Raw genomic sequence first — 25,177 nt, forward strand, 5'->3', positions numbered from 1 at the left:
ATTCCGGGAGAAGGGCCCCCGAACCCGCCATCTGCCTCAATCATGTGCAACCCCCAGATAGGCGTCGATCACCTTGGGATCGTTGCGCACCTCATCGGGGGTTCCGTCACCGATCTTTGCCCCGTAATCCATCACCACCACCCGGTCCGAGATGTCCATGACGACGCCCATGTCATGCTCGATCAGCGCGATCGTGGTGCCGAACTCGTCGTTCACGTCCAGGATGAAGCGGCTCATGTCCTCCTTCTCCTCGACGTTCATCCCGGCCATCGGCTCGTCCAGAAGCAGAAGCTTCGGCTCGGCCGCCAGCGCCCGGCCGAGTTCCACGCGCTTCTGCAGGCCGTAGGGAAGCCGCCCGACCGGCGTCTTGCGGATGTGCTGGATTTCCAGGAAGTCGATGATCTTCTCGACGATCTCGCGGTTCGCCACTTCCTCGCGTTCGGCCGGGCCGGTCCACAGCGCCTGCTGCCACCACGGCGCGCGCATCTTGGTGAAACGGCCGGTCATGATGTTGTCGAGCGTGGACATCCCCTTGAACAGGGCGATGTTCTGAAAGGTGCGGGCGATCCCCAGATGCGCGATCTCGTGCGGCTTCATCGCCTTGCGGCGCTGGCCGCGGAACCAGATCTCGCCGTCCTGCGGGTGATAGAAGCCGTTGATGATATTGAGCATAGAGGACTTGCCCGCACCGTTCGGGCCGATGATGGCGCGGATCTCGCCCTCGCGGATGTCGAAGCTGATGTCCTTGATCGCGACGACCCCGCCGAACCGCAGGGTGATGTTCCGCAACTCCATCAGCACGCCGCCGATCTGGCGGCCATCGGGGGTCACGTTGCCTTCGGCGGTATCCAGGCTCATGCCGCGATCCATCTGGCTATGGGACGCAGGAACAACCCCGCCGCCAGCAGCGCCAGCAGCAGGAAATAGACCCGCACCGGGCGGATGTCGTATTCCTCGGTTTCCGGGTTGAAGCCCGTCAGCGCCCAGCCCAGCCCCACCTGAAGACCGCGTGGCGTAAGGCGGTTGCCGTCAAGGAACCACATCAGGCGCAGGGCGACATACCCCACGAAATAGGCGGCGATCAGCACCGCCAGCGTCAACGGGTGATAATCCGACAAGAGCAGCCAGCCGGTCGCACCCAGCAGGGCCAGCACTCCGACAAGGCGCAGCGCCGCGGCTTCCGCGTGCTGCCCGGGGCCCGGGTTGCGCGGGGTCATGCCGCCGCTCTCCGGGTATCGGCGGGCACCACGCGGGCGTCTCGGATCTCCAGCGTCGCCTTGATGCTGCCCTTTCGGCCATCCTCGTAGGTGACTTCGGTCTCGGTGTAGATACTGCTCGCCCCGCCATAGAGCGCCGCGATCAGTTCGGCGTATTTCTCCTCGATGATGCGCCGGCGGACTTTCTGGGTGCGGGTCAGTTCGCCGTCATCGGCGTCAAGCTGCTTGTGCAGGATCAGGAACCGGTGCACCTGGCAGCCCGACAGCATCTCGTCGCGGGCAAGGCTCTCGTTCACTTCCTCGACATGGCGCTGGAACATCTCGTAGACGCGCGGATGCGCCGCGAGTTCCTGGTAGCTGGCATACGCGATGTTGTTGCGCTCGGCCCAGTTGCCCACCGCCGTGAGGTCGATGTTGAGAAAGGCGCAGCACATCTCGCGCCCGGCGCCGAAGACCACCGCCTCCAGGATGTTGGGATAGAATTTCAGCTTGTTCTCGACGTATTTCGGCGCGAACAGCCGACCGTCGGCCAGCTTGCCCACATCCTTTGCGCGGTCGATGATCCGCAGATGGCCGGTGCCTTCCTCGATGAAGCCGGCATCGCCGGTGGCGACCCAGCCCTCGGCATCCTTGGTCGAGGCGGTGCTTTCGGGGTTCTTGTAATACTCCCGGAACACGCCGGGCGAGCGGTAGAACACCTCGCCATTCTCGGCGATGCGGATCTCGACCCCGGGCGTGGGCGTGCCCACGGTATCGACCCGCACGTCGCCATCGGCCTGCTGGGTGATGAACACGCTGGCCTCGGTCTGGCCGTAGAGCTGCTTCAGGTTGATGCCCAGCGAGCGGAAGAAATCGAACAGTTCGGGCCCGATCGCCTCGCCGGCGGTATAGCCGACCCGCACACGGCTCAGGCCCAGCGCATTCTTGAGCGGGCCATAGACCAGCGCCTCGCCCAGCCGGTAGTGCAGCCGGTCGACAGCCGAAACCGGCTTGCGATCCAGGATGCGCGGGCCGACCCTTCGGGCAAGTCGCATGAAATGGCGGTAAAGCGCCTGCTTGAAGCGCGCCGCATCCTCCATCCGGATGGTGACGTTGGTCAGAAGCCCCTCGAAGAAGCGGGGCGGTGCGAAAAAGAAGGTCGGCCCGATTTCCCTCAGGTCGGCCTGCATGGTGTCGGCGCTTTCCGGGCAGCAGACGCAGAAGCCGGTGCAATAGGCCTGCCCCACCGAAAAGATGAAATCCCCCACCCAGGCCATCGGCAGATAGGCAAGGACCGAATCCGCAGCGTTGAGCCCGTCCACCCCGGCAGAGGCGCGGGCGGTCCGGATGATGTTGTCATGGCTCAGCACCACGCCCTTCGGCCGCCCCGTGGTCCCGGAGGTGTAAAGCATGACGCAGGTATCATCGGCCGTCAGGGCGCCGCTTCGCAGGTCCATCTCGGCATCGAGTGCATGGGCCCGGCCCATTTCCTGCACGTCGCTGTAGCGGTGCAGATGGGAATGGTCGTATTTCCGCAGCCCCCTGGGGTCGAGATAGATGATGCGCTGAAGTCCGGGCAGGCGGCTCTGCACCTCCAGCACCTTGTCCACCTGCTCCTGGTCCTCGGCCACCACGAAGCGGGCGCCGCAGTGGTCCAGCACATAGGCCATCTCTTCGGCCACCGAGTCCTGGTACAGGGGAACCGGAATGCCGCCTGCCTTCTGCGTCGCGATCATCGCCCAGTAGAGATGCGGGCGATTCCGTCCGATCACCGCGACATGATCGCCCCGATCGAGCCCGAGCGCGATCAGCCCCTTGGCCAGGGCGTCGATCTCGGCCGCCACCTCGGTCCAGTTCCAGCCCTGCCAGATGCCGTATTCCTTCTCTCGATACGCGGGGCGCGCACCGAATTCGCGGACATTCCGCGCCAGCAGCTTTGGGAACGTGTCCAGCGCGCCGGACAGAGCCTGCGACGTCATCCGTTCTACCTCCCGTGTCGCAGGACGTTGCCTGCCGCCGCGCCCGGTTTTCCGGTTCGCGGTTTGCCTTTCCAAAGGCCACCACGGATCATGTTAGCAACAAAGTTTCGCAGGTCCATCGAAAAAATTGAACCATCGTTCATTTCCCCATTGCGGGTGACGGGCCCGACAAAAAATCACAGACTGCGACCAAGGAACCGGGCGCTGGCCGCGTCCAAGGGGCATGAGGATGGAGCCGAGCGATGCTGTTCTGGTGCGTGCCGCAAAGGCGGGGGACGGTCCGTCCTTCGGCCTGCTGGTCGCGCGGCACTACGACCGGATCTATCGCCTTGGCTACCGTGTCCTGGGCATCAGGGCCGAGGCCGAGGACCTGGCGCAGGACATCTGCGCGGCGCTGCCCGCAAGGCTGACGTCGTTCCGGGGCGAGGCCGCCTTCACCACCTGGCTGCACCGGCTGGTGCTGAACGCGGCGCGGGACAGATTGCGCCGGCAGGCCGCCAAGGCCCGCGCATCGGATGGCTGGGGCGAGGTCGAACATGCCCGCCGCGCCGAAGCGGCAGAAGCGCATGCAGCGCAGGCCTGGCTTGACGCGGCGCTGGCGGCTTTGCCCGGCGACCTGCGTGAAACCGTGGCGCTGGTGCTGGGCGAGGATCTGACCCATGCCCAGGCGGCCGAGGTGCTGGAGATATCCGAAGGCACCGTCAGCTGGCGCATGAGCGAGGTTCGCCGCCGCCTGCGCGCGCTGGCAGAAGAGGAGTTGCGAGCATGACCGAAGACCCGCTCGACCGCCTCCGGGGCGCGATGAAGGACGGCACGCCGCCTGCATCGGACGCGGCGCGCGACCGTGCGCTTCGCATCGCCGCGGAAAATTTTGCCCGCCACACCCAAGGATCGCAGGCGCAAGTGCGTCCCACACCAGACCGGCCCACGAAGGCGGCCGGGTTCTGGAAAGGAGTACGCGCCATGCTGAACACCCTGACCCCCACCCGCGCGCTGGTCGGCACCACCGCGCTGGCCAGCATCGCCGTCGCGGCGGTGCTGGTGCGGGACATCGACCCCACCCGCCCGGCCTTTGCGCCCAGCGAGTTCGACGCAAGCGACAGCCTTCTGGCCGAGCCGGCGATCAGCCCGCCGGCCCCGCAGGTCGTTCCGCCGCAGGCCCGCATGAGCAATGCCGCGCCCCCGGTTGCCGCGGTCAGCCCGATTGCGGAAAGCGACATGGCCGGCATGCCCATGCCTGAGGGCGAGCAGTTCCCGGAACTGACGGGCGCCGGGCTGAAGATCACGGCAGAGCATCCCGTCTCCACCTTCTCGATCGACGTGGACACGGCATCCTATGCGCTGCTTCGCTCCTCGCTCCAGGGCGGCTACAAGCTGCCCGCCGATGCAATCCGCATCGAGGAGATGCTCAACTATTTCGACTACGCCTATCCGCAGCCCGAGGGTGCCGACGCGCTGCGTCCGTCGGTATCGGTGGCGCCCACGCCCTGGAACCCGGACACGCGGCTTCTGCATGTGGCGATCACCAGCGCGATACCGGATGGCACGCGCCCCCCGCTCGACCTGGTGTTCCTGATCGACACCTCGGGCTCGATGGACATGCCGGACAAGCTGCCGCTTCTGCTGCGCTCCTTCGGCCTGCTGCTCGACCGGCTGGACGAGAATGACAGCGTCTCGATCGTGACCTATGCCGGGTCGGCGGGCATGGCGCTCGACCCGACACCGGCCAGCGAGCGGCAGACGATCCTCGCGGCACTCGGCCAACTCTCGGCCGGCGGTGGGACCGCGGGCGGCGCGGGGCTGGAAACGGCCTATGCGGTGGCCGAGCGCATGCAACGCGACGGGTCCGAGACGCGGGTGATCCTGGCGACCGACGGGGATTTCAACCTTGGTCTGTCGGATCCAGCGCGGCTGGAGGAATATATCGCGGAAAAGCGCGAAGGCGGCGTCAGCCTGTCGGTTCTGGGCTTTGGCCGCGGCAACATCAACGACGCGATCATGCAGAGCCTGGCGCAGAACGGAAACGGTTTCGCCGCCTATATCGACACCCTGTCCGAGGCCCGGCGCGTGCTGGTCGAGGACATGACCGCAAGCCTTGTCACCGCGGCAAGCGACGTGAAGGTGCAGATCGAGTTCAACCCGGCACAGGTCTCGGAATACCGGCTGATCGGCTACGAGACGCGGGCACTGGATCGCACGGATTTCGCGGACGATCGGGTGGATGCCGGAGAAGTGGGCGCCGGCCATCAGGTGACGGCGATCTACGAGATCACGCCGCGTGGGTCTGCCGCGGAACGCGCGCGCCCGCTCCGCTATGGAGAGGCGGCCCCGGTCGGCACCCCCTCGGACGAGCTGGCGTATCTTTCCCTGCGCTACAAGCAGCCCGGAGAGACGGAAAGCAAGCTGATCGATATGCCGATCCTGCCCGACGCCGCCGATATTCCCACCCGGGAGACCGAGTTCGCCGCCGCCGTCGCAGGCTTCGGACTGCTGTTGCGCGGCGAAGACCTGCCCGGATGGGACTGGCCGGAAGCCGAGGCGCTGGCACGCGGCGCCATCGGCGCGGACCCGTTCGGCTACCGGGCAGAACTGGTGCGGCTGATCGGTCTGGCCGGGATGATCGAATGAAAAAGGCCCGGCCGAAAGGCCGGGCCCCGTACAGAGGGACCTCAGGCGGCGATCAGTTCGCCGCTGGTTCCAGCGCCGGCGCCGTGGCGATCTCGATACGCCGCGGCTTCAGCTCTTCGGGCACCTCGCGGACAAGGTCCACATGCAGCAGGCCGTTCTCGGTCACGGCGCCGGTCGCGCGGACATGATCGGCCAGCTGGAAGCGCCGCTCGAAGGCACGGGTCGCGATCCCGCGGTGCAGGTAACGCCGGTCGCCATCCTCGGGCGCCTTCTTGCCGGAAATCACCAGCTGCCCGTCGCGGGCCTCGATCTCCAGTTCGGCTTCGGTGAACCCGGCCACGGCGACCGTGATGCGATAGGCGTTATCGCCGGTCTTCTCGATGTTGTAGGGGGGATATGTCTGCCCGCCGGTATCGTTGCTCAGGACGGTGTCGAGCATGTTGGCCAGCCGGTCGAAACCGACGGTCGAGCGGTACAGCGGGGAAAGGTCATAGCTACGCATGGTGCATCCTCCATCAGAAGCGATACGTTTCGCAGGGACCCTCCGGTATCGGACGGGTCCGGGTGTGTCGCCGGCCCCGACACGCGGCGACCGGCAACAGGAATTTGGGAAACCCCGCGCCGGGGTTCAAGAGGGGCGGATCAGCGGTCGATCTGCGGCAGCCCGTTGCTCGCGTCGCGCCCGAGCTGCAACGCGATGGAAGGGCGCGACCCGTCCTCGCTAGCGATGGTCGATCGGAATACCGGGTCGGTTTCCTCGAGCCGGGCAAGCAACGTCTCGAGCGGGGATCCGAGAGAGGCGGCCAGCGAAACCTCCTTCTCGCGCCACTGCGCCATCGCGGACACGATCGAGGCGATGCGCGGCCCGTCCTCGGACATGATGAAGGCCGGCGAGCCCGACGCGCCGAAGGTCACGTCGCAGGAATAGACCAGCACGTCACCGCGGATATCGAGCATGTTGCACTCTTCCTGCAGCGCCGGCGCATCCTCCCGCCCGGCAGCATAGCTGACCATCGTCACCCGGTCGCCCGAGCGGGGGTAGCGATGCGGCTGAAACGGCACGATGGTCGCGTTGCGGATCGGCAGGTCCAGTTCCACGATGGCAAGATCCGTCGCCACGCGCTTCAGCTTGTCCTCGTCGTCATAGCGGTACTCGTCATGCAGGATGAAGCGCCGCCCGCTCCGGGTCGCGGCGGCCCGCCCGTTGCGCAGCCCGGCCTGAAAGACGATGCGCTCGGGCGCGTAAAGCTCTCCGGTGCGGCGCGAGAACAGGCAATGGGCAGCTGTCAGCACATGGCGATCGGTGATCAAGGTGGCGGTGCAGAACCCCGCATCGGCCAGGTCCAGCCGCCCAACCCCTGCCCAGGCCCGAGCCTCGGTCGCATCGACCAGCAGGCGCGGCGCGCTCGGATCACTGGCGCCGGCCGGCAAGCCAAGCGTCGCAAGAGCCAGAAACGTTCCGATCAACCACCGCATGCAACCAGCATAAGCGGCAAGAAGGTTAACGGAAAATGATTTTCCGCAGGATTTGCCGCAGAAACTCGCGGCCTCACTCGGCCGCCAGCGGCACCCGCTGCTGCCACTTGCGCGGCACCGGGCCGCCGGTCGCCCAGTCCAGCAGTTCGACCGTGTGCACCACCGGGACCCCCGTGCCCGACCCGATCTGCATCATGCAGCCGATGTTGCCGGCCGCGATCACCTGCGGCGCCACCGCCTCCAGCGTCGCGACCTTGCGCGCCTTCAGCTCCTTCGAGATCTCGGGCTGCATCAGGTTGTAGGTGCCGGCACTGCCACAGCAAAGATGCGCGTTCGCGGGCTCCACCACCTCGAAGCCGGCATCCTTGAGCAGTTTCTTCGGATGGGTGGTGATCTTCTGCCCGTGCTGAAGCGAACAGGCGGCGTGATAGGCCACCCGCAGCTGCGGCGCATGGACCGCACCCCTCAGCCCGATCTGGGCCATCACCTCGGTCACGTCCCGCGCGATGGAAGACACGCGCGCCGCCTCCCCCGCCATCGGACCGGTGCGGAACATGTGGCCGTAATCCTTGACAGTGGTGCCGCAACCGGAGGTGTTGATGACGATGGCATCCAGGCCCGCACCATCCATCTCGCGCACCCAGGCGCGGATGTTCCTCGCGGCGGCCGAGTGGCTCTCGTCCTCGCGGCCCATGTGATGCGTCAGGGCCCCGCAGCACCCCGCCCCCTCGGCGATCACCACCTCGCAGCCATGCCGGCGCAGCAGCCGGATCGTCGCGTCATTGATGTCGGTATCGAGTGCGCGCTGCGCGCAGCCGGTCATCAGGGCAACCCGCATCCGCCGCTCGCCCATGGCCGGGAGAACCTGCGGATCGTCATTGCGCGACACGGGCGGGATCGTCGCGGGCGCCATCTCCAGCATGGCGCGCAGCCGCGGGTCGGGCAGGAAGCGGCGCAGCGGCCGGCCGATCCTGGCCCCCAGCAGCGCCAGCCGGAAGCGCCCCGGATAAGGCAGGATCCGCGCCAGAACCCAGCGCAACGCCCGGTCCATGAAGGGCCGGCGATAGGTCTTCTCGATATGCGCGCGGGCATGGTCGACCAGATGCATGTAATGCACGCCCGAGGGGCAGGTCGTCATGCAGGCAAGGCAGCTCAGGCACCGGTCGATATGCTTGACCGTCTTCGCATCCGCCGGACGGTCGTTCTCCAGCATGTCCTTGATCAGGTAGATCCGGCCGCGCGGGCTGTCCAACTCGTCGCCCAGCACCTGGTAGGTGGGACAGGTCGCCGTGCAGAAACCGCAATGGACGCAGGCGCGCAGCACCTCGTTGGCGCGCGCGATGGCGGGATCCTTCAGCTGTTCGGGGGTGAAGTTCGTCTGCATTCCCGTCGTCCTTCCTTCAGCCCATGCGCCCCGGATTCAGGATGCCGCGCGGATCGAACCTGGCCCGAAGCCCGGCCGCGATACGCGCCAGCGGCGGCGCCTCGGGCTGGAACACGCCCAGCCGCGCCTTGGTCGCAGCACTCGCGCGCACCAGCGTCGCATGGCCCGGGATGCCGGCCAGCGCCGCGCGCACATCCTGTCCCTCGGGCACGCGGGCCCAGATCAGCCCGCCGCCCCAGTCGAAATGGCTGACCGTCTCGGGCCCCAGGGCCGCCCGCGCCGCCGGCCCGTCGCCAGGCTTGACCGAAATCCGCCAGATGTCGCCCGCGCCGCCCGAAACGGCGCGCGCATCGCGCAGGCCGGCCCAGCGCGCCGCCACCTCGGTCGCGTCCGTCTCGATCTCGACCGGGCCGAACCGGCCCAGCTGGTCCCGCAGCGCCGCCGAGCGATAGGCGATGGACTTCTCGAAACCCTCCAGCCGGATCAGGGTCAGCGGCCCGTCCCCGGTCCCCGCCGGCAGATGCGCTGCCCCCGTCACGTCATAAGGAGAGCCCAGCGCCGCCGACATCGCCGCTACGGCCTCTGCATCGCCAAGCCCTGCAATCCGCAGCGTCGCGGCCGTCTCGGGTGCCGGCAGCAGCTTGAAGGACACCTCGGTCAGCACGCCCAGCGTGCCATGGCTGCCGGCCATCAGCTTCACCAGGTCGTAGCCGGTGACGTTCTTCATCACCCGCCCGCCATTCTTCAGGACCGCGCCGCTCCCGTCCACGAAGCGCACGCCGATCAGGCTGTCGCGGCAGGCGCCGGCCTGGACCCGCCGCGGGCCCGAGACGTTGGCGGCCACGACCCCGCCGATGGTCGGCGCACCATCGGTCCCGAACAGCAGCCGGTGGTCCATCGGCTCGAAAGGCAGCCGCTGCCCCTCGGCGGCCAGCGCCGCCTCGATCTCGTCCAGGGGCGTGCCCGCCCGCGCGACCAGCGTCAGCGCGCCCGGCTCGTAGAGCGTTATACCCGACACCCCCCGAAGCGACAGCGATGCGCCCTCGACCGGATGACCCAGCTCCTGGCGCGTGCCCCCGCCCTTGATGCAAAGCGCGCGCCCGGCCGCTGCCGCGTCCGCCACGATCCCGGCCAGTTCCGCCTCGTCCCTCGGTTCGATCACGCGCCTGCCTTCCACTTTCCTCAAATATCCTCAGGGGGTGAATTGCCCCCGGCTACCCGGGGGCAAGAGGGGGCGCGAGCGCCCCCTTCCCGCTCATGCCGCGCGCCGCGTCTCGGTCGTCTCCAGGGGGAATACCTTGGCCGGGTTCAGCAGCCATTTCGGGTCGAACACGTCCTTCACCCGCAGTTGCGCCTCGATATCCTCTGGCGTGTATTGCGCCAGCATCAGGTCGCGCTTCTCGACGCCCACCCCATGCTCGCCGGTCAGGCAGCCGCCCACCTCCACGCAGAGTTTCAGGATCTCGGCCCCGAATGCCTCGCACCGCTCCAGGTCGCCTGGTTTGTTGGCATCGAACAGGATCAGCGGGTGCATGTTGCCGTCGCCCGCATGGAACACGTTGGCGACGTCCAGGCCGAATTCCTTCGACATCTCGCCGATGCGGCGCAGGACATGCGGCAGCTGGCTGACCGGGATCGTTCCGTCGAGGCACATGTAGTCGTTGATCTGCCCCATCGCGCCAAAGGCGGACTTGCGGCCCTTCCAGATCGCGGCCGACTGCTCGGCCGACCGGCTTTCGCGCAGTTCGGTCGGGTTGTGGCGCAGGGCAATCTCCTTGATCTTCGCAAGCTGCTCCTCGATCTCGGCCTCAGAGCCCTCGACCTCGACGATCAGCAACGCCTCGACATCCGGGTAGCCGGCCTTGGCAAAGGCCTCGCAGGCGCGGATGCAGGGCCGGTCCATGAACTCGATCGCCACCGGCAGCACGCCTGCCTTGATGATGTCCGACACGCAGGCGCCCGCCACCTCGTTCGCGTCGAAGCCCATCATGATCGGCCGCGCGCCCTCGGGCTTGCGCAGGATCCTCAGCGTCGCTTCGGTCACGACGCCCAGTTGGCCCTCGGAACCGCAGAGAACGCCCAGCAGATCGTATCCGGCCGCATCCAGATGCGCGCCGCCAAGCTCCACGATCTCGCCCTGCATCGTCACCAGCTTGACGCCCAGCAGGTTGTTGGTGGTAACCCCGTATTTCAGGCAGTGCGCGCCGCCGGAATTCATGCCGATATTGCCGGCGATGGCGCAGGCAAGCTGGCTCGACGGGTCGGGCGCGTAGAAGAAGTCATCCGCCTCGACCGCGCCGGTCACGCTCAGGTTGGTGCGCCCGGTCTGCACCCGGATCACCCGGTTCGCGTAATCGGTTTCCAGCACCGCGTTCATCCGCGCGACGCCCAGGATGATGCTGTCGGCGGTCGGAAGCGCGCCACCGGCAAGCGATGTGCCCGAGCCGCGCGGCACCACCTTGACCCCCTGCTCGTGGCAGAAGCGCAGCACCGCGGCGACCTCTTCGGTGGTCGAGGGCAGGACCGCGGCCAGGGGCGGGCAGCGATAGGCGGTCAGCGCGTCGCATTCGTAGGCGCGCGTCTCCGCCGGATCCGAGATGACGGCGTCGGCGGGCAGGATGCGGCCCAGGCCCGCCACGATCGCCTCCTTGCGGGCGAGGACGCTCTGGTCGGGGTCGGGCATCTGCATCGGGCACCTCCGCGGGAAAATGCTGGCGTTATTGGTTAGGTTATCTGACCAATTTCAGGATTGCAAAGCCCATCTGCCCGCAGGATGCTGCGCCGATGCCCGATCGTGCCCTTACCCTGATGCAGCTCTTCGCGCCGCTCGACTGGGCTGCGCTGGTCCTGCTGCTGGGCGCGATGCTGGGCGCCACGCTGCTGATCGAGCATCCGCCGGCGCGCCGCCTCTCCACCCATGTCCTGATGCGGCGCTACCGGCGCGAATGGATGCTGGAGATGGCCGCCCGCGACGTTCGCATCTTCGATTCGCAGGTGCTGGCGATCCTGCGCCAGGGATCCAGTTTCTTCGCCTCGACCACGCTGATCGTGATCGGGGGTGGCGCGGCGCTGCTGGGCCAGCCCGAGCGGCTGCGCACCGTCGCCCTCGACATCGTGCCCGAGTTGACCGGGCCGCTGATCGTCTGGGAGATCAAGCTGCTCGTCGTGCTGCTGGTCCTGCTTGCCGCATTTCTGAAGTTCGTCTGGGCGATCCGGCTTTTCGGCTACTGCGCGGTGATGATCGCCTCGGTCCCGAACACCGCGCCCGACACCGCAGCCAGCCAGGATGCGCTGGCGCTTGCCCGGCGCGCCGGCGAGATCGGGATTCTCGCGGAACGCAGCTTCAACCGGGGGCTCAGGGCGGTCTATTTCTCGCTCGCCTCGATGGCTTGGCTTCTCGGGCCCGAGGCGCTGATCGCAGCCACACTCTTCACGCTCGGCATACTCTGGCGCCGCGAGTTCGGGTCGCGCACCCGCGCCGTGCTGCTGGCGGACGACCGCCCGCCGCGCTGAGAGCCGCCTATCGCCCCTCGATGCGCCAGGCGGCCAACACCAGCGCACCCGCCAGGAACAGCATGAGCCAGCCGGGCGCCAGCGCCGTCAGCCTTATGTCCTGCACGTCATAGGCGTCGCGTCGGACCAGGCCCAGCCAGCCGCGCCCTTCCGCGGTGCGGTTCTCGGCCACGCGCCGCAGATCCGGCGTGCCCACCTCGTCGAAACGCAGGATGCCGCCCCCGGTGGTGTCGGCCAGCGGGGCCAGAACGGCGCGGTCGGAGACCGGGTTCTCGAATTCCTTGGGCGCGGCGGGACCGACGGCGGTCACTGCCTCGATGGTTCCGTCGGACAGGCGGTAGATGCCGTTCTCGGTTGCCGCAAAGCGCGCCTGCCAGGTGCCGGGCGCGACTTCCGACAGGTTCAGCGCGAATGTCTCTCCCGACGGCCCCGTCACGGTCACGGGCGCGGCCGTGTCGCCCAGCGTGCGGCGCGTCACCGTCACCTCTGCCCCGTCGGGTTCGGCGCGCAGGACCTCCTCTTCGAGTTCCGGCTCCTGCATCAGCCAATGCGCCAGGCGGCGCAGCAGCTCCTGCTGCGGCCCGCCACCCTCGTAGCCGCGCGACCAGAGCCAGGCATGATCCGATGCAAGCATCGCGATCCGCCCTTCGCCGGGGCGATCCAGCACCAGAAGCGGCCGGCCCTCGGGCCCCTCCATCACCGTGTCCCCCGACATCGCCTCCATGTCGATCAGGCGGAACCAGCGGCCCCAGCCGGGGGTGCCATCCTCGGCGGTGGGACGTGGCGCGAAATCGGTCAGGCCGTTCGTCACCGGATGCCGCTCGCCGATCGCGGACACGCGCGGGACAAAACCCTCTTCCAGCACCCGCGCCGTGGGCGCAGCGGGCAGCACATCGCGCAACGGCGTGCGGTACAGGCTTTCGGCCCCGGCAAAGGCCGGACCCGAGGCGATCAGCACCGCGCCCCCCTCGCGCACATAGCGGGCGATGTTCTCGATATAGAGCGAGGGCAGCACCCCACGGCGGCGGTATCGGTCAAAGATGATCAGGTCGAACTCGTCGACCTTGTCCATGAACAGCTCGCGCGTGGGAAACGCGATCAGCGACAACTCGAACACCGGCACGCCGTCCTGCTTTTCCGGTGGGCGCAGGATGGTGAAATGAACCAGGTCCACCGCCGCATCGGACTTCAGCAGGTTGCGCCAGGTCCGCTCTCCCGCATAGGGCTCGCCCGACACGAGAAGCACGCGCAGCCGGTCGCGGATGCCGTTGATCGACAGAACCGCCTGGTTGTTGCGCTCGGTCAACTCGCCCTGCGCGGTCGGGACGGTGATCTGAAGGACATTCATGCCGCCCCGGTCCAGTTCCAGCGGCAAGGTCTGGCTGGTATCGGCCAGGATGTCGAAGCGCAGCGGTTCGGCGCCGTTCACCGATACTTCCAGCGGTACACGCTCGGGCAGGTCGGCAGGGGCGCGGCCAAGGGTCTCGATCCGCAGGCGCAACTCCACCTGCTCGCCGACGATGGCAAAGGCGGGCGCGGTTTCCATCACCAGCCGCCGGTCCCATTCATCGGCGCGCCCGGTCAGGATCACATGCACCGGCGCCGGAAACGCCGCCAGCGCCTCGGGGTCATGGACCTGCCCGTCGGTCACCAGGATGGCGCCGGCGATCCGGTCCTCGGACACCTCTGCCGCGGCCTCGGCCAGGGCGGAGAGCAGGCGGCTGCCCTGCGCCGCGTCGGCGCCGGCCGCGTCGGTTACACTGATCTCCCGTATCTCGAGCCCGGCCTCGGCCCGGGCGGCAAGCGCCTGAAGCCGGGCCGAAAGCTCAGGCATCAGCGCGCCCATCTGGTCGGGGCGCACATCGATGCCCTGGCTTGCCGTGGCGTCGGTCACGACGAAGGCGATGTCGGGCAGGTAGGCGCGATCCTCCTCGCGCCAGCGCGGGTCGGCCAGCGCCGCCAACAGGACCAGCGCCGCCAGCCCGCGCAGCCACCAGCCGGTCAGGCCGCGCCACACGGCAAAGGCGACAAGCCCCGCGCTGAGCAGGGCCAGGGCCGCAAGCAGGGGCAGTGGCAGAAGGGGCGCGAAGGTGATCGTGCTTTCCATCGCTCAGTTCCCCAGCCGTTCCAGCAGGGCCGGAACATGGACCTGGTCGGATTTGTAGTTGCCGGTCATCACATGCATGATCAGGTTCACGCCGAACCGAAAGGCCAGCTCGCGTTGCTGCGCGCCGCCACCGCCGCGCCCGACGGGGAACATCGGCTGGCCGCTTGCATCGACCGCCCAGGCCGCCGCCCAGTCGTTCGCGCCGATCACCACCGGGGTCACCCCGTCATTGAGGTTGCGGAACGGCATTCCCTCGACTTCCTCGACCACGGGGGCAGCTTCGACCCAGACCTCGCCACCGACATAACGCCCGGGGAAATCCTGCATCAGGTAGAAGGTCCGGGTCAGGACATGGTCGGGCGGGATACGTTCGAGGGGCGGAATGTCCAACCGCTCGGCGATCCGCTGGAGCATCCGGCCGTTCGCGGTTCCGCCACCCAGACGCCCGCCAAGATTTGCGTCCCGGGTATCGAACAGGATCATGCCGCCGGTGCGCAGATACTCGTTCAGCCGTGCATAGGCCGCCTCGGATGGCACTTGCTGGGTCTCGGTCACCGGCCAGTAGATGAAGGGGAAGAAGGCCAGCTCGTCCCGTTCCAGGTCGACCGCTACCGGCGCGATCGGCTCGATCGCCGTGCGACGTGTCAGCACCTGGCTCAGGCCGGTCAGCCCCGCCTCGCTGATCTGGTCCACGCGCGCGTCGCCCGTGGCGACATAGGCGAGCACCGTGTCGTTGGTGGCGTAAAGGGCAAAGGCCTCGGCGTCGTCGTCCTGCGCCCGGGCAGGGCCGGGCTGCCAGACAAGGGCCAGCGCCAGCAGCGCCGCGGCGCCGCGCGCGACCCGGGGGCCTGTCAGCCGCCCGCTCAGCCAGAGCGTTGCAAGGATGTCGACCGCAAGCGCCATCAGGGCCACGATCAGAAGCCAGGGCTTCAGAGGGGTTTCGGGCTGCACGTCCATGCCTTCGACGACCACGCCCGACGGCAGCGGGCCAAGCGGCGACAGGCTGTCGCCGGGGCGAAACAGGTTCACCGCGACCCGACGGCCAGCGGATTCGTAGATCCCCGGAGGCATCTCGGCCGAGGGGCGATCTTCGACCAGCCGGGCCCCGTCCACGCCGGACAGAAGCCGCGGCTCGGTCAGCGCACCGTAGCCGTCCAGCACCGCGACGGGTGTCCAGACCTGACCGGCCAGGTCCTCGGCGGCCGGCCGCGCCACCGCCGAGGAGACTGCGAGCCGCTCCAGCATCTGCACGAACAGCCCCGAGAGCGGCAGGCTCGACCATTCCGCATTCGCGGTGACGTGGAACAGCACGACACGCCCGTCGCCCTGCGCCTGTCCGGTCACCAGCGGTGTCCCATCCTCGAGCGCGGCCAGCACCCGGTCGGGCAGCGTCGGGTCCGGTTGCGCCATCACCTGGCTCATCACCGTCACCTCGCCAGGTGCGACCAGCCCGAAGAACGGGCTGTTCTCGGCAAAGGGCCGCAGCGCCTTGGGCGCGCCCCAGGACATGGCGCCGCCCACGGTGCGTCCGCCCGCGCGCAGGCGGACGGGCAGAAGCGGATCCTCGGCCAGTTGCCCCTCGCCCGAGGCGGCGAGCCGCGGCCCGGCAAAGCGCACCAGCGTGCCGCCATCGCGCACCCAGTCGGTCAGCGCGGGGCGGTCGACTTCCGGAATCGTGCCGATATCGGCCATGACGATCACGTCCGGCGCCGCGGCCAGGATGTCGGGCAGGGACGCCTCGATCAGGTCTGCATTCCCCTCCAGCGCGGTGCGCAGGTAATGCAGCGGATCGACCAGGCGCTGCGCCTCTCCCGCGTCGCCCCCGGCGATCAGCCCGACCTTGCGCCGCTTGAGTCCGTCATCGGCCAGCGCCACCGCCCCGGCAGAGCGCTGATCGGGGAGCGTGAGCCGCGCCACGCGGTTGCGCAGTTCCACCGGAAGATCGAGTTCCGCGTCCACCGTCGCCCCGTCCTCGGGCTCGAAGGTCAGACGCGTGCTGCCCAGAACCCGCTCGATCCCCAGCGGGTCGGGGCCGATCGCAGCGATCTCGACCGACGGGGCCGCGCCTTCGACGGTGCGCAGAAGCTGCGTGCGCAGCGCACCGTCCAGGAATTCGGGCGCGGCAAGCGCCAGGACCGGGCGATCGTCCCTGACCACGGTCAACCCGCCACGCGCGGTCAGCGCCTCGATCAGCGCCGCATCGTGCTCGGTCGCAAGCCCGTCAGAAAACCAGTAGCTCTGGAAATCCTCGTCACCGGCCGCGGCCAGCCGCTCGACAAATCCGGCACGGTCGGGGCTCCAGGGCCGCGGTGCCAGCCCTGCGATCCGCGCCCGCACCTCGGCCGCGTCGCGGAAACCGAGCGCTTCGTCCGCCGGCAACGGATCCGCGAGAGAAACGAGCGCCGCCGGACGCCCGTCGCGCGCGGCCTGGTCCAGGATCTCGGACGCTCGCGCCATGCGCTGTTCCCATCCCGGCGCACTGGCCCAGCCGCCATCCACGACGACCAGCACCGGCCCATCGCCACGCTCGGTCGTATCGGGGTTCAGCACCGGGTCGGCAAAGGCAAGGATCGCGGCCGCCAGCGCCCCCATGCGCAGCGCAAGCAGCCACCATGGCGTTCGCTCGGGCATCCGCTCGGGGTCCATGAGGCCCAGAAGCAGGCGCACGCCCGGAAAGGCGCGTCTGGCGGGCGCCGGCGGCACGGCGCGCAGCAGCCACCACAGCACCGGAAGCGCTATCAGCGCCGACAGAAGCCAAGGCGTCAGGAAACTGAGGGCACCGAGCGACAGCATTCAGCCATGCCCCCCGACGGCCATGTAAAGCCACAGAAGCGCCTTGCGCGGGCTTTCCGAGGTATGGTGCACGCCGAATTGCCAGCCCGTGCGACGCGCCATGTCGGAAATGCGCGCGCGCCGCTCTGTCAGGCGCTGGATATACGCATCTCGCAGGGCACGGGCGCGCTGCGTCTCGAACTCAACGCTGCCACCGACAGACCGGAACACCGTGCGCCCGTCGAAGGGAAAGCTTTCCTCGGTATCGTCGAGGATCTGCAGGAAGCAGCCCGAGACGTTGCGCTCGGCCGCATGGCCGAAGGCAGGAAGGATCTCGTCCGGGTCGCCCATGAAATCCGACAGGAACACCGCCTTGCCCGATGCGGCATAGCGCGCCTGCGGCGGCACGCCGAAATCCGGCCTGTCGTCGCGCCCTTGGGCCATCGCCAGCGCCATGCGGCGCAACTGCGTCTCGCCCGAGCGGGGCTGTGCGGCGCTGGTACCCAGCAGCGAGACGCGCTCGCCTGCCTTGACCAGAAGCACCGACAGCGCCAGCGCCAGCAGTCGCGCGCGCTCTGCCTTGGTGCGGGGGGCTTTCGGCCCGCGGTAGTCCATCGACAGCGCATCGTCGGCCCAGATCGATACGGTCTGCGCCGCTTCCCATTCCTTCTCGCGGATGAAAAGCGCGTCCGACCGGCCGGACCGGCGCCAATCCACCGCGCTCAGGACGTCGCCCGGCATGGCGCGGCGGTACTGCCAGAAATTCTCGCCCTGCCCCGCCCGCCTGCGGCCATGCACGCCGTAGGCCACTGTCATCGCCAGCCGCTCCGCCTCGGCCAGAAGGGGCGGCAGGCTGCCTGCCACCTTCTCGGCATCGCCGCGCAGCGCGACGGCGTGACGTGCGGTATCGGCGGGACTTTCGGTCACGCGGCGATATCCTCGCGCAGGGTTTCACGCACCAGCGCAGAGATCACGCTGTCCAGCGTCCGACCGGCGGCGCGGGCCGAGAAGCTGAGCGCCATTCGGTGCACCAGGATCGGATGCGCCAGCGCCGCCACATCGTCTATGCCGGGGGCAAGCCGTCCGTCCATCAGCGCCCGTGCGCGCACGGCCAGCATCAGCGCCTGCGCCGCCCGCGGGCCAGGCCCCCAGGCCACGTCGTCCGCCACCAGCGCGCTGGCCTCGGCCGTACCGGGGCGTGCCGCGCGCACCAGGTCGAGGATCGCGTCAACCACCTTCTCGCCCACCGGCATCCGCCGGATCAGCGCCTGCGCGGCGATCAGGCCAGCGGCGTCGAAGACGCGCTCGGCCTCGGCCTCCTCTGTCCCGGTGGTGGCAAGCAGGATCTCGCGCTCTGCCGCGCGGTCGGGGTAATCCACGTCGATCTGCAACAGGAACCGGTCGAGCTGCGCCTCGGGCAGCGGATAGGTGCCCTCCTGCTCGATCGGGTTCTGGGTGGCAAGCACATGGAACGGCCGGTCGAGCGGCCGCTCGGCCCCGGCGATGGTGACTTTCTTCTCCTGCATCGCCTGAAGAAGCGCGGACTGGGTGCGCGGGCTGGCGCGGTTGATCTCGTCCGCCATCAGAAGCTGGCAGAACACCGGACCCTGGATGAACTTGAAGGCGCGCGCGCCGTCGGCGCCGGTCTCCAGCACCTCGGCGCCCAGGATGTCGGATGGCATCAGGTCCGGCGTGAACTGCACCCTGTTCGCATCGAGCCCCATGACCGTGCCCAGCGCCTCGACAAGGCGTGTCTTGGCCAATCCGGGCGCGCCCACAAGCAGGGCGTGGCCGCCGCACAGAAGCGCCGTCAGCGTCAGGTCCACCACCTTCTGCTGGCCGATCACCCGCCGGGAGACCATCTCCCGCGCCGTGACCAGGCGCGCGGCCGCTGCCTCCAGGTCTGCGATCATGTCGCCGGTTTCGGGCTGATCCATCGAGGGCATGCGCTGCTCCTTTCGCCGGGAAATCATGGCATCGGGGCCATGCGCCACTATACTCATACTCGAAAAATCTAACGTGGTCGCGGGAAAGGGCAACGATGACCTCGGGCGATGAAAGGAAAGTGATGCCGTCCGCCGAAGGGCTTGCCGCTGCGGCGCAGACCGCCGGGCGCAAGGGTCCGCCGCCGGTGCATCTTTGGAACCCGCCCTTCTGCGGCGACATCGACATGCGCATCGCGGTGGACGGGACCTGGTTCTACCAGGGCACGCCGATCGGCCGCAAACCGCTGGTCCGGCTCTTCGCCTCGATCCTGAAGCGCGAGGGAGAGAAATTCTTCCTCGTCACCCCGGTGGAAAAGGTCGGCATCACGGTCGACGACGCCCCCTTCGTCGCGGTGGATTTCGACGTCAGCCGCCCCGGTGCCGCCGACCAGGTACTGTCCTTCCTGACCAATGTCGGCGACCGTGTCATCGCCGGCCCCGACAACCCGATCCGGGTCGAGCGCGCGCCGGACGGCACGCCGCGCCCCTACCTGCACGTCCGCGCGGGCCTTGAGGCGCTGATCGACCGCAAGAGCTTCTACCGGATGGTGGAACTCGGAGAGAGCCTGCACCGCGACGGGCGGGACTGGTTCGGGATACGCTCGGACAGGGCGTTCTTCCCGATGATCCCCGATACGGAACTGGCCTGAGCGTCAGGCCAGGTGCGGCGCGAACTCGTCCAGCACCTGCGCATAGACGGCACGCTTGAAGGGCACGATCGCGGCGATCAGCGCATCGGCCCGCATCCAGCGCCAGGCCCGGAATTCGGGATGCGGCGTGGCAAGATCGATCTGGCTCTCGTCCCCCACGAGCCGCAACAGGAACCAGAGCTGCTTCTGCCCGCGATAGCGCCCGCCCCAGGCCTTGCCGATCAGTTCGGGCGGCAGGTCATAGGTTACCCAGTCACGGGTCCGCGCCACCAGTTCCACCGCCCCCGCCGGAACCGAGATTTCCTCGGTCAACTCGCGCAGGGCGGCGCTCTCGGGGGTTTCACCTTCGTCGATGCCGCCCTGGGGCATCTGCCAGGCGCCGGGCGTGTCGATCCGCTCTGCGGCGAAAACCTCGCCGGCGCCGTTCATGAGAACGACGCCGACGCAAGGCCTGTAGGGAAGCGACGCGGGGTCAGTCATCCTGGGCAGGTGTCGCGGCCTTACTCGGCGCCGATGCCCAGGACCGAAAGGCCCTTGATCACGTCCAGCGCGTAGGCCAGCTGGTAATCCTCCAGCCGGCGGCGGGCGGCATCCTCGGCGGCCTGCTGCTCCTGCTCGAACTGCTGCTGCTCATCCTCGGACAGCGAGTCGTTGGACAGCGCACCGCGCAGGTCGGCCTCGCTGCGGCGCTGTGCTGCGGCCTCCGCCTCGGTCATCTCGGCGTCATCCGGCGCCGGCTGCTGTTCGACGATGATGTCCGGCGCGACGCCCAGGCTCTGGATCGACCGGCCCGACGGCGTGTAATAGCGGGCCGTGGTCAGCCGCATCGCGCCTTCGCCCTGAAGCGGCACGATGGTCTGAACCGACCCCTTGCCGAAGCTGCGGGTACCGACGACGATGGCGCGGCGGTGATCCTGCAACGCGCCCGCGACGATCTCCGACGCCGAAGCCGACCCGTTGTTGATCAGCACGACCACCGGCTTGCCCTCGGCCAGGTCGCCCGGCTCGGCATTGTAGCGGTCGCTGTCCTGCGGATCGCGGCCACGGGTCGACACGATCTCGCCCGCATCGAGGAAGGCATCCGACACCGCGACGGCCTGGTTCAGCAGGCCGCCCGGATTGTTGCGCAGGTCGACGACGAAGCCCTCGACATTCTCCATGCCGCCCAGCGCCTCGACCTGCTCCCGCAGGCCTTCCTCGAGGTTGGGATAGGTCTGGTCGGTGAAGGAACTGACGCGCAGCACCACGACATTGCCCTCGCTCCGGGCGCGCACGGCGGCCACGGTGATCGTGTCGCGGGTGAGCGTCAGGTCGAAGGGTTCCTCGACACCCTCGCGCACGATGGTGATGGTGATGTCCGAACCGACGGGCCCGCGCATCAGGTCCACCGCCTCGCTCAGGGTCAGGCCCAGCACCTGCTCTCCGTCGACATGGGTGATGAAGTCGCCCGGCTGGACGCCGGCCCGCGCGGCGGGGGTATCGTCGATCGGGGTCACGACCTTCACGAAGCCGTTTTCCTGCGTGACCTCGATCCCCAGCCCGCCGAACTCGCCACGGGTCTGCACCTGCATGTCGTCGAAATCCTGCGGCGGCAGATAGCTCGAATGCGGATCGAGCGAACTCAGCATCCCGTTGATCGCGCTTTCGATCAGGGCCTTCTCGTCCACCTCCTCGACATAGGTCGAGCGGATCCGTTCGAAGATGTCGCCGAACAGGTCGAGCTGCTGATACGTCTCCGCGTTGGTCTGCACTTCCTGCGCGACGATCGGGGCAGCGAACTGCGTCGTCAGCAGGAACCCTGCACCGGCCCCTGCGGCGGCTGCGATGATGAACTTTCTCATGCTCTCCCCGTCCTCAATCCGAACTTCCGATCCAGGGCGTCGGGTCGACCGGCCTCTGGTCGTGTCTCAATTCCATATAGAGCGTTTTCAGCTCGGGTTGACCAGAATCTGACCCGGAAACGGGCAAAAATTCTTCGTGATCCCCTCCGCCCGGCAGGAAGCCCAGCGGTGCGCCCGCCCCGACCAGCTCGGACGGCTCGACCAGGACTGTCTCCATCCCCGCCAGCACGAGAAGCGTGTTCAGTCCCGGCTCCAGGATCACCACGCGGCCATAACCGTCCAGTTCTCCGACGAAGCGGACGCTTGCCGGCACCGGCGCCGTCACCAGCCTGCCGCCCGGCGCTGCAAGCGCAAGGCCCGGACGCTCGACCCCGGCGGGATCCACCTCTCCGAAGCCGCGCTGGATCTCTCCGTCCACCGGCAGCGCAAGACCACCCGGCTCGAAGGGCAGCTCGATGATCTCTTCCTCCGAGGGGGTGGCGCTTTCCAGCGCGATCGCCAGCGCGGCCAGGTTGGCGGCATCCGGACCGATATCGGGAATGTCGGCGGTTGCCGCGCGGTCGGCATCCGCGCGGGCGATCAGGGTGTCCCGCACCTCTGCCAGCCGGCCCCGCGTCTGCGTGATGCGGGCAAGCGCCTCGTCCTGCCGGGCGCGCAGCATTTCAAGCGCATCGCGCGCGGCAGCGGCATTGCGCGCACGCAGGTCGGCAGCGCCCGCCGCGCGCTTCATCAGCAGCATGGCGCGCGCCCCGTCGATCGGGCTGGCGGCACCGGTCAGAACCAGCGGCTCGCTGATCGAGCCCATCCGCGCAACGCCACCCAGAAGCCGGCGCAGTCCCGCGCGTTCCTGTTCCAGCACCCGCTCGCGGTCGCGGATGCGACCGGCCACGGCCGCGATCTCGGTCCGCAGCGCCTGTTCCGCCTGCTCGTAGGCGCGGACCGCCTGACCAAGCGCGCGGCGCTGCGCGATGTTGGTATCGGCGGTGGAAATGGCAGCCTCGGCCTCGCGCAGGGCGTCGAGCCGCGCCTCGAGCGACTGCGCATGGACCGGCCCGGCCAGCACCAGCAACAGGACGAATGCCCGCGCGCCTTTCATCATCAGGCGGTCAGCAGCGATCGGCCGGTCATCTCGGCCGGCTGTTCGATTCCCATGAGTTGCAGCAGGCTTGGCGCAAGATCGCCCAGCGTGCCCCCCGACCGCAGCCCCGCACCTGCCGGGCCGTTGTAGAGAACCACGGGCACCGGGTTCAGCGTATGTGCGGTGTGCGGGCCACCCGTGTCGGGGTCGATCATCGTCTCGCAATTGCCGTGGTCGGCGGTCAGGATCATCGCACCGCCCGCATCGTCAAGTGCCGCCAGAAGCTGCCCGACACCGGCATCCACCGCCTCGCAGGCCGTGATGGCCGCCTCCAGCACGCCGGTATGGCCCACCATGTCGGGGTTCGCGTAGTTCACGACGATCAGCGCGTACTCTTCCGAGCGGACCGCAGCACAGAGATGCTCGGTCACCTCGGCCGCCGACATCTCGGGCTGAAGGTCATAGGTCTTCACCCTGGGGCTGGGCGCCATGTAGCGCACCTCGCCGTCCTCGGGGGTCTCGACACCGCCGTTCAGGAAAAAGGTGACATGTGGGTACTTCTCGGTCTCGGCGATGCGGAACTGCTTCAGCCCCTGCTTCGCCACCCAGTGGCCAAGCGTGTTCACGATCTCCTCGGCGGGGAACATCGCCTCCATGAAGCGGTTGTGCGCCTCGGAATACTCCACCATCCCGCAGACCGCCGCAAAGCGGGGCCGCGCCGATGCGTCGAAGGCATCGAAGTCGGGATCCGCGAGCGCCGACAGGATCTCGCGCGCACGGTCTGCGCGAAAGTTCAGAAACAGAAGCCCGTCGCCATCGGCCATGCCCGCATAGCCGCCGATGGCCGTGGGCGTCGCGAACTCGTCCGTGGCGCCGGCGGCATGGCTTGCCGCGATCGCCTCTGCGGCGTCGGTGGCGCTGGCGCCCTTGCCGGACACCACCAGGTCGAACGCCTCCTGCACCCGCTCCCAGCGGTTGTCGCGGTCCATGGCGAAGAAGCGCCCGCAGACCGTGGCGATGCGCGCGCCCTCGGGCAGGTCCGCCTCCAGCGAGGCGATCTGGCCCGCCGCCGATTTCGGGGCCACGTCGCGCCCGTCCAGGAACGCATGCACGGCCACCGGAATGCCCTGCGCGGCCAGCACGGCAGCGGCCCGCGCAATGTGACGCTGGTGCGAATGCACGCCGCCGGGGCTGGCCAGGCCCGCCAGATGCGCGGTGCCGCCCGATTTCTTCAGCGCGGCGGCAAAGCGCGCCAGCGCCGGGTTGGCGTCGAAGCTGCCATCGGCGATGGCGTTGTCGATCCGCGGCAGATCCATCCAGACCGTGCGGCCAGCGCCGATATTGGTGTGGCCCACCTCGGAATTGCCCATCTGCCCCTCGGGCAGCCCTACGGCGGGGCCGTGGGCGGTCAGCGTCGCGTTGGGGCACTCGGCCATCAGGCGATCGAAGTTGGGCGTATCGGCCTGCGCAACCGCGTTTCCCTCGCGCCGATCGCTCAGCCCCCAGCCATCCAGAATGCACAGCACCACCGGCCTGACCATGTCGAATTCTCCTGCCTGTCCTGGTTGGGGCGCACCCTAGTGCCCACCCCGGAAAATGAAAAGCGGCCGGCGTCAGTCCCGATGATAGGGCGTCCCGGCAAGGATCGAGGCCGCCCGGTAAAGCTGCTCTGCCAGCATCACCCGCACCAGCATGTGCGGCCAGACCATCCGACCGAAGGACAGCGAGAAATCCGCCCGGTCGCGCAGGTCCGGGGCCAGCCCATCCGCGCCCCCGATCATCAGGCACATGTCGCGCCGCCCCTCGTCGCGCCAGCCGGCGATCCGCTCGGCAAGGGCGGGCGAGTCAAGCTGCGCGCCACGTTCATCCAGCACGACACGCAAAGCGCCCTGCGGGCAGGCCCCCTCAAGCAGAGGCGCCTCGGCCCCCATGCCGCCGCCCTTCTTCGCCTCCACCTCCAGCAACGACAGCGGGCCCAGCCCCAGCGGCCGGCCCGTACGCTCGAAGCGCCTGGCGTAGTCGTCGAAGATATCCTTCTCCGGCCCGGCACGCAGCCGGCCGACGGCGGCAATCGTCACCCGCATCGAACAGGGGTCACGCGTCCGTGCGGACGCGCTTCAACTGCTCCTCGGCCGACAGCCACATCTTTTCCAGCTGGTAGAAGTCGCGCACCTCGGGGCGGAACACATGAACGATGGCGTCGCCGCAATCGATCAGCACCCAGTCCCCGGTGTCCTTGCCTTCCATGCGCACCGGCTCTCCGGTGGCCTGCTTCACGCGGTCCGCCAGCTTCTCCGAGATCGAGGCCACCTGCCGCGATGACCGGCCCGAGGCGACGACCATGTGGTCGGCCATCTCGGACTTGCCGCGAAGGTCGATCACGACCACGTCCTCGGCCTTGTCGTCATCCAGCGATGTCAGGATCAGGTTCAGAAGGTCTGTGTCGGACGCAGTCCCAGTCTGCGCCTCACGGGGCGTCGCGGCCGTCTGTGCCGCTTCTGCACGTTCACTCAGAACGATGTCCTCCTTCACGCGCGCCGGCTTCCCCCGGCGCAGGGTGCCCCAAAG

General features: G+C 68.5%; 22 protein-coding genes. 4 read left to right on the top strand and 18 right to left on the bottom strand.

The window, feature by feature from the left end; all coding sequences use genetic code 11:
- Window positions 1-36: 36 nt before the first annotated feature.
- From HMH01_RS00090 to HMH01_RS00100, 3 genes are read right to left on the bottom strand one after another with little or no spacing between them, the layout of a single operon-like run.
- Window positions 37-858 (bottom strand): ABC transporter ATP-binding protein, encoded by an 822-nt coding sequence (locus HMH01_RS00090; RefSeq protein ID WP_171321262.1) that lies wholly within the window; start codon window positions 856-858, stop codon window positions 37-39.
- Window positions 855-1,217: a hypothetical protein gene (locus HMH01_RS00095; RefSeq protein ID WP_171321264.1), complete on the bottom strand. Its 363-nt coding sequence runs from the start codon at window positions 1,215-1,217 to the stop codon at window positions 855-857. The genes HMH01_RS00090 and HMH01_RS00095 overlap by 4 nt, the downstream gene beginning before the upstream one ends.
- On the bottom strand, window positions 1,214-3,175 hold the full coding sequence (locus tag HMH01_RS00100) for an AMP-binding protein (RefSeq protein ID WP_171321266.1): 1,962 nt from the start codon (window positions 3,173-3,175) through the stop codon (window positions 1,214-1,216). The genes HMH01_RS00095 and HMH01_RS00100 overlap by 4 nt, the downstream gene beginning before the upstream one ends.
- A gap of 229 nt (window positions 3,176-3,404) precedes the next feature.
- Between HMH01_RS00100 and HMH01_RS00105 the strand changes: the two genes are divergently transcribed.
- On the top strand, window positions 3,405-3,944 hold the full coding sequence (locus tag HMH01_RS00105) for an RNA polymerase sigma factor (RefSeq protein WP_171321268.1): 540 nt from the start codon (window positions 3,405-3,407) through the stop codon (window positions 3,942-3,944).
- A complete protein-coding gene (locus tag HMH01_RS00110) occupies window positions 3,941-5,803 on the top strand; it encodes a vWA domain-containing protein (RefSeq protein WP_171321270.1) in 1,863 nt (620 codons plus the stop codon). Before HMH01_RS00105 ends, HMH01_RS00110 begins: the two co-directional genes overlap by 4 nt.
- A 52-nt stretch (window positions 5,804-5,855) precedes the next feature.
- Here the strand turns inward: HMH01_RS00110 and HMH01_RS00115 are convergent, their stop codons facing one another.
- From HMH01_RS00115 to HMH01_RS00135, 5 genes are all read right to left on the bottom strand, one after another.
- On the bottom strand, window positions 5,856-6,305 hold the full coding sequence (locus HMH01_RS00115) for an Hsp20 family protein (protein WP_171321272.1): 450 nt from the start codon (window positions 6,303-6,305) through the stop codon (window positions 5,856-5,858).
- A 140-nt stretch (window positions 6,306-6,445) separates the two neighbouring features.
- Window positions 6,446-7,279 (bottom strand): trypsin-like serine peptidase, encoded by an 834-nt coding sequence (locus HMH01_RS00120; protein WP_171321274.1) that lies wholly within the window; start codon window positions 7,277-7,279, stop codon window positions 6,446-6,448.
- Between the two features lie 73 nt (window positions 7,280-7,352).
- On the bottom strand, window positions 7,353-8,663 hold the full coding sequence (gene glcF, locus HMH01_RS00125; protein WP_171321276.1) for a glycolate oxidase subunit GlcF: 1,311 nt from the start codon (window positions 8,661-8,663) through the stop codon (window positions 7,353-7,355).
- Window positions 8,664-8,679: 16 nt separating this feature from the next.
- Window positions 8,680-9,822: a glycolate oxidase subunit GlcE gene (glcE, locus tag HMH01_RS00130; protein ID WP_171325105.1), complete on the bottom strand. Its 1,143-nt coding sequence runs from the start codon at window positions 9,820-9,822 to the stop codon at window positions 8,680-8,682.
- A gap of 96 nt (window positions 9,823-9,918) precedes the next feature.
- Window positions 9,919-11,352, bottom strand: coding sequence for an FAD-linked oxidase C-terminal domain-containing protein (locus HMH01_RS00135; RefSeq protein WP_171321278.1), 1,434 nt, complete (start codon window positions 11,350-11,352; stop codon window positions 9,919-9,921).
- A 95-nt stretch (window positions 11,353-11,447) separates the two neighbouring features.
- Here HMH01_RS00135 and HMH01_RS00140 point away from each other — a divergent pair, with 95 nt between their 5' ends.
- On the top strand, window positions 11,448-12,176 hold the full coding sequence (locus HMH01_RS00140) for a DUF599 domain-containing protein (RefSeq protein WP_171321280.1): 729 nt from the start codon (window positions 11,448-11,450) through the stop codon (window positions 12,174-12,176).
- 7 nt (window positions 12,177-12,183) lie between these two features.
- Here HMH01_RS00140 and HMH01_RS00145 read toward each other — a convergent pair whose 3' ends face one another.
- Genes HMH01_RS00145 through HMH01_RS00160 form a run of 4 tightly spaced genes read right to left on the bottom strand, consistent with a single transcriptional unit; the run spans window position 12,184 to window position 18,992 of the window.
- The gene (locus HMH01_RS00145) at window positions 12,184-14,283 is read right to left on the bottom strand and encodes a hypothetical protein (RefSeq protein ID WP_171321283.1); all 2,100 of its coding nucleotides are present in this window, start codon (window positions 14,281-14,283) and stop codon (window positions 12,184-12,186) included.
- 3 nt (window positions 14,284-14,286) lie between these two features.
- Entirely contained in the window at window positions 14,287-17,076 is a 2,790-nt protein-coding gene (locus tag HMH01_RS00150) for a DUF4159 domain-containing protein (RefSeq protein ID WP_171321285.1), read from the bottom strand.
- Window positions 17,077-17,982, bottom strand: a complete 906-nt coding sequence (locus tag HMH01_RS00155) for a DUF58 domain-containing protein (protein WP_343035108.1) — start codon at window positions 17,980-17,982, stop codon at window positions 17,077-17,079.
- Complete coding sequence (locus HMH01_RS00160) at window positions 17,979-18,992, bottom strand: AAA family ATPase (protein ID WP_425483596.1); 1,014 nt, start codon at window positions 18,990-18,992, stop codon at window positions 17,979-17,981. The genes HMH01_RS00155 and HMH01_RS00160 overlap by 4 nt, the downstream gene beginning before the upstream one ends.
- A gap of 131 nt (window positions 18,993-19,123) precedes the next feature.
- Here HMH01_RS00160 and HMH01_RS00165 point away from each other — a divergent pair, with 131 nt between their 5' ends.
- Complete coding sequence (locus tag HMH01_RS00165) at window positions 19,124-19,690, top strand: DUF1285 domain-containing protein (protein WP_246237246.1); 567 nt, start codon at window positions 19,124-19,126, stop codon at window positions 19,688-19,690.
- Window positions 19,691-19,693: 3 nt separating this feature from the next.
- Here HMH01_RS00165 and HMH01_RS00170 read toward each other — a convergent pair whose 3' ends face one another.
- From HMH01_RS00170 to rsfS, 6 genes are all read right to left on the bottom strand, one after another.
- On the bottom strand, window positions 19,694-20,179 hold the full coding sequence (locus tag HMH01_RS00170) for an RNA pyrophosphohydrolase (RefSeq protein ID WP_171325107.1): 486 nt from the start codon (window positions 20,177-20,179) through the stop codon (window positions 19,694-19,696).
- Window positions 20,180-20,190: 11 nt separating this feature from the next.
- The gene (locus tag HMH01_RS00175) at window positions 20,191-21,531 is read right to left on the bottom strand and encodes a S41 family peptidase (RefSeq protein WP_171321290.1); all 1,341 of its coding nucleotides are present in this window, start codon (window positions 21,529-21,531) and stop codon (window positions 20,191-20,193) included.
- A gap of 13 nt (window positions 21,532-21,544) precedes the next feature.
- Complete coding sequence (locus HMH01_RS00180) at window positions 21,545-22,630, bottom strand: murein hydrolase activator EnvC family protein (RefSeq protein ID WP_171321292.1); 1,086 nt, start codon at window positions 22,628-22,630, stop codon at window positions 21,545-21,547.
- Window positions 22,630-24,150 (bottom strand): 2,3-bisphosphoglycerate-independent phosphoglycerate mutase, encoded by a 1,521-nt coding sequence (gene gpmI, locus HMH01_RS00185; RefSeq protein ID WP_171321294.1) that lies wholly within the window; start codon window positions 24,148-24,150, stop codon window positions 22,630-22,632. Before gpmI ends, HMH01_RS00180 begins: the two co-directional genes overlap by 1 nt.
- A gap of 72 nt (window positions 24,151-24,222) precedes the next feature.
- Complete coding sequence (gene rlmH / locus HMH01_RS00190) at window positions 24,223-24,693, bottom strand: 23S rRNA (pseudouridine(1915)-N(3))-methyltransferase RlmH (protein ID WP_171321295.1); 471 nt, start codon at window positions 24,691-24,693, stop codon at window positions 24,223-24,225.
- A gap of 10 nt (window positions 24,694-24,703) precedes the next feature.
- A complete protein-coding gene (rsfS, locus tag HMH01_RS00195) occupies window positions 24,704-25,141 on the bottom strand; it encodes a ribosome silencing factor (protein ID WP_171321297.1) in 438 nt (145 codons plus the stop codon).
- Window positions 25,142-25,177 lie beyond the last annotated feature (36 nt).

Origin of the sequence: Halovulum dunhuangense (genome assembly GCF_013093415.1) — a bacterium.
Lineage (GTDB): Bacteria > Pseudomonadota > Alphaproteobacteria > Rhodobacterales > Rhodobacteraceae > Halovulum > Halovulum dunhuangense.